The following is a 7394-nucleotide window of genomic DNA, read 5'->3' as shown; positions in this document are numbered from 1 at the left end:
GCGCATGGCACCCCCCTTATCTCTCATGTCTGCTAGTGGTGTCAAGTAGCAAACGAAGGAATACCTTTTGGCCCTGGACCAGGGCACCAGCAGCAGTCGGGCCTTGCTCTTTACCCTGGAGGGAAGGCCCATGGCCATGGCCCGGCGGGAGTTCCGGCAGCTTTACCCCAGGCCCGGCTGGGTGGAGCACGACCCCCTGGAGATCTGGGAGAGCCAGCTTGAGGCGGCGCAAGAGGTTTTGCGCCAAGGGGGGGTGGCGGCCAAGGAGGTGGTGGCCCTGGGCCTTACCAACCAGCGGGAGACCACCTTGGTGTTTGAGAGGGGGACGGGGAGGCCCCTCCATAACGCCATCGTCTGGCAGGACCGGCGCACGGCCCCTTTGTGCCAAGCCCTTAAGGCCCAGGGGCTTGAGCCCCTTTTCCGGGAGCGCACCGGGCTTCTTCTGGACCCCTACTTCTCCGGCACCAAGCTGGCCTGGCTTTTGGAGAACGTGCCTGGCCTTAGGGAGAAGGCGGAAAAGGGGGAGGCCCTGTTCGGCACCGTGGACACCTGGCTCCTTTACCGCCTCACCGGGGGAAGGGTGCATGCCACCGATCCTTCCAACGCCAGCCGCACCCTGCTTTTCAACCTCCACACCCTCTCCTGGGATGAGGAGCTTTTGCAGGTGCTCCGCATCCCCCGGGCCATGCTCCCCGAGGTGCGCCCCTCGGATGGGGCGTTTGGGGAGACCCTGCCCGGGCTTTTGGGTGAGGCTCTTCCCATCCGCGGGGTTCTTGGGGATCAGCAGGCGGCCCTTTTCGGGCAGGCAGCCTTGGAGGCGGGGGAGGGGAAGTGCACCTACGGCACCGGGGCCTTTCTCCTTCTGCACACGGGGGAGCGGCCGGTGCTCTCCAGGAAGGGTCTCCTCGCCACCGTGGCCTGGAGCCTGGGGGGTAGGGCCAGCTACGCCCTGGAGGGGAGCGTGTTCATGGCGGGGGCGGTGGTGGGGTGGCTTCAGGGCCTGGGCCTTATCCGGGAAAGCGCCGAGGTGGAGGCCTTAGCCCGGGAGGTGGAGGACACGGGGAGCGTGTACCTGGTCCCGGCCTTCACGGGCCTGGGGGCTCCCTACTGGGACCCTTACGCCCGGGGGGCCATCCTGGGCCTCACCCGGGGCACCACCAGGGCCCACCTGGCCCGGGCGGCCTTGGAGGGGGTGGCCTTCCAGGTGGCGGACGTGGTGAGGGCCATGGAGGAGGAGGCGGGTTTAGTCCTGAAGGAGCTCCGTGTGGATGGGGGAATGGCCCAAAACCCCTTGTTCCTGGAGATCCAGGCGGACCTTCTGGGGGCGCCGGTCCTGAGGCCCAAGGTTACGGAGACCACCGCCTTGGGGGCGGCCCTGATGGCGGGGGTGGGGGCAGGGGCCCTGGGGCTGGAGGAGGTGAAGGGGGCCTGGACCCTGGAGGCCCGCTTTGACCCCCGGATGCCGGAGGAAAAGCGGAAGGCCCTCCACGGGGGTTGGCGGCGGGCGGTGGCGCGGGCCCTGGGCTGGGCGAGGGAGGAGGGATGAGCCCAAGCCGCGAGGAGCTTTGGGAAGGGCTCAAAGGGCCTTTGGACCTCCTGATCCTGGGGGGTGGGGCCACGGGGGCGGGGGTGTTGTGGGAGGCCACCCTGAGGGGCCTACGGGCGGCCTTGGTGGAGGCGGGGGACTTCGGCATGGGTACCAGCAGCCGCTCCACCAAGCTGCTCCACGGGGGGGTGCGCTACCTGGAGCTGGCCTTCAAGGAAGGGAACCCCAAGCAGCTCCGCCTGGTGCGGGAGGCCCTCCGCGAGCGAAAGGTGGTGATGGCCCTGGCCCCCCACCTGGCCAGGCCTTTGACCCTCCTCACCCCCCTCTTCCGCCCCTTGGAGGTGCCTTACTACTGGGTGGGCCTCAAGCTCTACGACCTCCTGGCGGGGGCAAGACGCCTTGCCCCAAGCCGCTACGCTTCCCCCAAGGAGGTGAGGGTCCTTTTCCCCGACCTCCCCCCCACCTTGGGGGGCATCCTCTACGGGGATGGCCAGTTCGCCGACCATCGCCTGAACCTGGCCCTTATCCTCTCCGCCCTAAGCCGGAAGGCGGTGGCCCTCAACTACGCGGAGGCCGCAGGCTTTCTTCTGAGGGAGGGGAGGGTGCGGGGCGCGGTGGTGAAGGACCGCCTTACGGGCAAGGAGGTGGAGGTCTGGGCCCAGGCGGTGGTGAACGCCACCGGGCCCCAGGCGGACCGGGTGCGCCGCCTGTTGGATCCCCACCTTCCCCCCCTCCTCACCCCCTCCAGCGGGGCCCACCTGGTCCTGGACTACCCCTTAAAGGCAGGCCTCCTCCTCCCCAGGACGCGGGATGGCCGGGTCCTCTTTCTCCTGCCCTGGCAGGGCCGGGCCCTTCTGGGCACCACCGACCTCCCCGCCGAGGCCAGGGCCTGCCCTCTTCCCCGGGAGGAGGAGGTGGCCTACCTCCTGGAGGAGATCCGGCCCTACCTGGGGGACCTATCGGACAGGGTCCTGGCCGCCTGGGCGGGCCTCAGGCCCCTGGTGGGGAAAGGGGAGACCAAAAGGCTGGTGCGGGACCACCTCATCGTGGAGGAAAAGGGGCTTTACACCCTCACCGGGGGCAAGTGGACCACCTTCCGCCTCATGGCCTTGGACCTAGTGGAACGCCTGGCCAAGGACCTCTCCCTCCACCTTCCCCCCTCCCCAAGCCAGCGCACCCCCCTCCTTGGGGCGGGGCCCAGGCCTTTCCTGCCCGTGCCGGAGGAGGTGGCGGCGCACCTCTATGGCCACTACGGCACCCTGGCGGGGGAGGTGGTGGCCCTGGGGGATCGGCCCCTCCTCCCTGGGCTTCCCTACCTGGAGGGGGAGGTGGTCTATGCCGTAAGGGAGGAGCTAGCGCAAAGGCCTTTGGACGTGCTGGCCCGCAGGCTGGGCCTGGCCCTTCTGGACCGCAAAAAGGCGGAGGAGGCCCTGCCCCGGGTGGTGGACCTCATGGCCCCCCTCCTGGGATGGGATGAGCCTACAAGGGAGGCCCTTCTTTCCGAGGCCAGAAGGGCCCTTCCTGCCCTTTGCTAGGCGCCTTCCTCCGAGGCCTTCTGCACCGCCTGCGTTTCCTTAAGGATGGCCCGCACCCGCTCCCCGGGGATGGTTTCCTCCCGGAGAAGTTCCTCGGCGATCCTATGCATGGCGGGGGCGTGCTCCATGAGGACCTGGCGGGCTTTAGCGTAGGCCTCGTCTAGGATTTTGCGGATGTCCTGGTCAATGAGGCGGGCGGTTTCCTCGGAGTGGTCCTTTTTCTTGGCGATCTCCTCTCCCAGGAAGATGGGGCCCGAGTCCGAACCCCAGGCGATGTTCCGGAAGTGCTCCCCCATGCCCCAGTCCAAGACCATGCGCTTGGCGATCTGGGTGGCCCGCTTGAAGTCGTCCTGGGCTCCGGTGGTCACGGTGCCGGTGAAAAGCTCCTCCGCCACCCGGCCCGCCATGAGGACGGCCAGCTCGTCCATGAGGTGGTCCTTGGAGACCAAGACCCTTTCCTCCGGCTTGCTCCAGCGGGCGCCCAAGGCCATGCCCCGGGGGACGATGGAGACCTTCTCGGTTTTGTCGGCGTGGGGCAGAACCTCCCCCACCACCGCATGCCCCGCCTCGTGGTAGGCCACGGCCCTTTTCTCCTCCTCGGAAAGCTTTAGGGCGGGCCGCTCCAGGCCCAAGACGATCTTGTCCAGGGCCTTGAGGAAGTGCTCCTTGCGGATTTGCCTAGCGCCGTCCCGGGCCGCCAGCAGGGCTGCCTCGTTCACCAGGTTCTTGAGGTCGGCCCCCGAAAATCCCGGGGTGAGGTGGGCCAACTCCAGGGCGTCCACCTCCTCGGCGATGGGTTTGCCCCGCATGTGGACCAGGAGGACGTCCCGGCGCTCCTCCAGGGCGGGAAGGCCCACCACCACCTGCCGGTCAAAGCGCCCGGGGCGCAGGAGGGCGGGGTCCAGGATATCCGGACGGTTGGTGGCGGCCAGGACGATCACGGAGGTGTCCTTCTCAAAGCCATCCATCTCGGAAAGGATCTGGTTTAGGGTCTGTTCCCGCTCGTCGTGGCCGCCACCTATGCCCGCTCCCCGCTTGCGGCCGATGGAGTCCAGCTCGTCGATGAAGATGATGCTGGGGGCGTTCCTGCGGGCATCCTCAAAGAGGCTTCGTACCCGGCTTGCCCCCACGCCCACGAACATCTCCATGAACTCGCTGGCGGAAACGGAGAAGAAGGGCACTCCGGCCTCCCCTGCCACCGCCCGGGCGAGGAGGGTCTTGCCGGTACCCGGGGGGCCTACCAGGAGGACGCCTTTGGGGATCTCCGCCCCCAGCTCCAGGTATTTTTTGGGATGCTTCAGGAAATCCACCACCTCCATGAGTTCCCGCTTGGCCTCCTCGTGGCCGGCCACGTCCTTGAAGGTGGTGTTGACCTGCTTTTCCTTCCCGTAAAGCTTGGCCCGGCTCTGCCCGAACTGCATCACCTGGCCGGCCCCGCCTTGGGCCCGCATGAAGAAAAACCAGAAAAAGAGGATGAGGAGGACCGTGGGGCCCAGGTAGAGGAGGAACTGGGGCCAGAAGGAGGGGGGTTTGGTGACGATCTTGACCCCGTTTTCCTCCAAAAAGCGAAGAAGCTCGGGGTCGGCCACTTGGGCGGGGGGCAGGGGCACGGCGAAGCGCCTGGCCACCTGGCTCCCCCCTTGGGGGGTGGGGAAGCGTTCCGGCTCCTTAAGGGTGCCCAGGATGCGGGTTTCCTCCAGGACCACCTCGGCCACCCTGCCTTCCCGTACCAGCTTGCGAAACTCGGTGTAGGAAAGGGTGGGGGCTGGAGGGCCGGTGAAGGCGGTATAGGCCAGATAGCCTAGAAGGAGCAAAAAGATCAGGGTGAAAGGGTTGATCCGCTGCGGCAAGGTCTACCTCCCTGGCCCTATGGTAGCGCCTTTTGGGTGAGAGGACTGAAGGCTGTGGTATCCTCTAGCGGCGATGAGGGGGGTCCTCGAGGCCCTGCACCACGGGGATTACGATACCGCCATTGAGCGCCTCACCCGCAAGGCCCTTTTCGGCTCCAAGGAGGAGGCCAAAGAGGCCCTTCTCCTCCTGGCGGAGGTTCACAGCCTCTACGGGGAGGAGGGGCGGGAAAAGGCCCACCGGGCCCTGGAGGAGGCCTACGAGCTTGGGGGGCTGGAGTACGATCCCCTCTACCGGGCCCTTTTGGGGGAGCTTCTGGCCCTCGAGGGCCGGGGGGAGGGGGAGGTGCGGGCCCTGTTCCTCCCCACGGAGGACCCCCGGGCCCGGTACCACCAGGCCCAGGCCCTCTTCTACCTGGGCCGGTTTGAGGAGGTGCTAAGGACCCTTAGGGAAGGGCTTCCCGCCTTTTTGGCCTGGCGGGCGGAGGGGCTTAAGGGAAGGGCCTTGGAGCGGCTTGGCCGCTATCCGGAAGCCGCCTTGGCCTACGAGAGGGGAGCGGAGCTGGCCTTGGGCCTGGAGCGTTACTGGCTCCTTTTGGATGCCGCCGCCATGTGGGTGGAGGCGGGAGAGGGGGAAAGGGCCCTCCTGGCCCTGGAGGAGGCCTCGGGGGCTGTGGGGGAGGAACCCCTCGAGGATGCCGCCACGCGCCACTACCTCCTGGCCCGGGCCCACCTCCTCCTGGATAACCCCAACCGGGCTTTGGAGGAGGTACGGGAGGCTTTGCGACGGGAGGAGGAAAGCGGCCACAAGGCCTACGGCACCCCCCTCCTGGAGGGGCAGATTCTCCTTCGCCTTGGCCGCTACGCCGAGGGCATGGCCGCCTTCCGGGAGGCCTTGGCCCGGGCGGAGGGGGTGGAAAGGGGGTATGTCCTCCACGAGATGGGGGTGGCGGCCCTGGACCACGGGGCCTACCTGGAGGCGGAGGAGTACCTGGAGGCCCTTTTGCGGGAAGAGGGCTACCCCTACCAGGCCCAGGCTCTTGCCGACCTGGCCGAGGCCCTGTACCGCCAGGGGCGGTACCAGGAGGCGGAGGGGATGGCCCAAAGGGCCATGCACCAGGGGGCGGAGGCGGCGGGGGAGCTGATCCTGGGCCATATCGCCTACGACCTCATGCACCTGGAGGAGGCCCTGGCCCATTACCGGAAGGCGGCGGAGCTTTCTGAGGAGGGAAGCCGGGAGTGGGTGGGGGCGCAGGAGATGGTGGTGGACACCCTGGCCCAGCTGGGCTACCGCTCCCCCGAGGAGATCCTGGCCCGCACCCAGGCGGTCCTGCCCCACGTCCACCCCACCGACGAGTGGCACCAGGCCCTCCTGGCCTACCGGGAGCGGGCGGAGGCCATTCTCCGGGAAGGGAGGCGGCCCAACTAGCTTCCCCCGCGCCTTAAGGGGGCCAGGGCCTTCAGCACCTCCTGGGCCTTTAGGGGTTTGGGAAGGTGCAGGACCCTAAGGGGGCGGAAGAGAAGCCCCGGCGGGGTTTCGCTCACCAGGTACAAGGAGGCCAGCTTGCCCTCGGGGTGGCCCCTAAGCCTTCGGGCTGTTTCCAAGGCCCTTTCCCCTTGGAGGATGATGGCCTTGGGCCTCTCTTTGAGAAGGCGGAGGGCCATCTCCAGGTCCAAGGGGAGCTGCACCCGGTAGCGGTGGGCCTCCAGGAGGTAGAGGAGGAGCCGCCTCACCACCCCGCTTTCCGCCAACACCAGGACCAGGGGGTCGTCCGCCAGCAGGGTGGAAGGGCGGATCAGCCCCCGGCTTTTCAGCTCAAAGAGGATGTGGTAAACCTGCTCCTCCGGGAGGCCGGAAAGCAAGGCCACGCTTCGCGCCCGGCGCACCCCGTCCAGGAGTTCCAGCACCGCCCAGGCCTCCGGGCTCAGGGGATGGCGGGTGGGGTCCTCCACCAGGTGGAAGACCTCGTGGGGATCCACCTGGCCCTGGCGCCACTCGTCCAGGCGCCGGGCTGCTTCCAGAAGGGTAGCCTTGGTTTCCAGGGTCTGGGGAAGGGCCACCTGGCTTCCTTCCCCAAGGGGCTCGGCCAGGATCTCCCCCTCCTTCTCCCCCAGGAGGGTGGCCAGGGCCTCGAGGACCTGGGCCTCGAGGGCCTCCTTAAGCTCCTCCTCCTCGATGAGGCCCAGTTCCAGGGCTAAGGCCCCCAAGGGGGTTCCCGGGTTTTCCCGCCCCTGGCGCTCCACCAGTTCTTGAACCTCATCCAGAGAAAGGTGGCCAAGGCGCACCAGGTACTCCCCCAGGTGGGGTCCCGGTTCGGTGCGGGCGTATAGGATGCGCCCGTGAAGGAGATGGATCCGGCCATAGAGGCGCCCCCGGAAGGTGACCGCGGCGCTTTTACGGTGGTCGGCCAGGACCTTCAGAAGTTCCGCTAGGTCCAGTTCCTCCAGGGTAGCCCTTACCATGGC

General features: G+C 67.8%; 4 protein-coding genes and 1 pseudogene. 3 read left to right on the top strand and 2 right to left on the bottom strand.

The features are described 5' to 3' along the window. Positions 1-61: 61 nt before the first annotated feature. Both glpK and DK874_RS10920 read left to right on the top strand, forming a co-directional pair. A pseudogene (gene glpK, locus DK874_RS10925) lies at positions 62-1546 on the top strand (glycerol kinase GlpK); the annotation flags it as partial. Further along, positions 1543-3081: an FAD-dependent oxidoreductase gene (locus tag DK874_RS10920; RefSeq protein WP_114314056.1), complete on the top strand. Its 1539-nt coding sequence runs from the start codon at positions 1543-1545 to the stop codon at positions 3079-3081. The pseudogene glpK and the gene DK874_RS10920, both read left to right, overlap by 4 nt. Here DK874_RS10920 and ftsH read toward each other — a convergent pair. Next, positions 3078-4931, bottom strand: a complete 1854-nt coding sequence (ftsH, locus tag DK874_RS10915; protein ID WP_114314055.1) for an ATP-dependent zinc metalloprotease FtsH — start codon at positions 4929-4931, stop codon at positions 3078-3080. The two genes, DK874_RS10920 and ftsH, sit on opposite strands and share 4 nt — an antisense overlap. A gap of 73 nt (positions 4932-5004) precedes the next feature. Between ftsH and DK874_RS10910 the strand changes: the two genes are divergently transcribed. Then, entirely contained in the window at positions 5005-6357 is a 1353-nt protein-coding gene (locus tag DK874_RS10910; protein WP_114314054.1) for a tetratricopeptide repeat protein, read from the top strand. Here the strand turns inward: DK874_RS10910 and DK874_RS10905 are convergent. Next, positions 6354-7391, bottom strand: a complete 1038-nt coding sequence (locus tag DK874_RS10905; RefSeq protein WP_114314053.1) for a DUF4388 domain-containing protein — start codon at positions 7389-7391, stop codon at positions 6354-6356. The two genes, DK874_RS10910 and DK874_RS10905, sit on opposite strands and share 4 nt — an antisense overlap. Positions 7392-7394 lie beyond the last annotated feature (3 nt).

The sequence above is a fragment of the Thermus caldifontis genome, assembly GCF_003336745.1.
GTDB classification, from domain to species: Bacteria; Deinococcota; Deinococci; order Deinococcales; family Thermaceae; genus Thermus; species Thermus caldifontis.
This window is presented reverse-complemented; position numbering and strand designations above follow the sequence as displayed.

Coding starts and splice junctions, on each gene's coding strand:
- DK874_RS10905 (WP_114314053.1), bottom strand. CDS start 7,391: ATGGTAAGGGCTACCCTGGAGGAACTGGACCTAGCGGAACTTCTGAAG.
- DK874_RS10920 (WP_114314056.1), top strand. CDS start 1,543: ATGAGCCCAAGCCGCGAGGAGCTTTGGGAAGGGCTCAAAGGGCCTTTG.
- DK874_RS10910 (WP_114314054.1), top strand. CDS start 5,005: ATGAGGGGGGTCCTCGAGGCCCTGCACCACGGGGATTACGATACCGCC.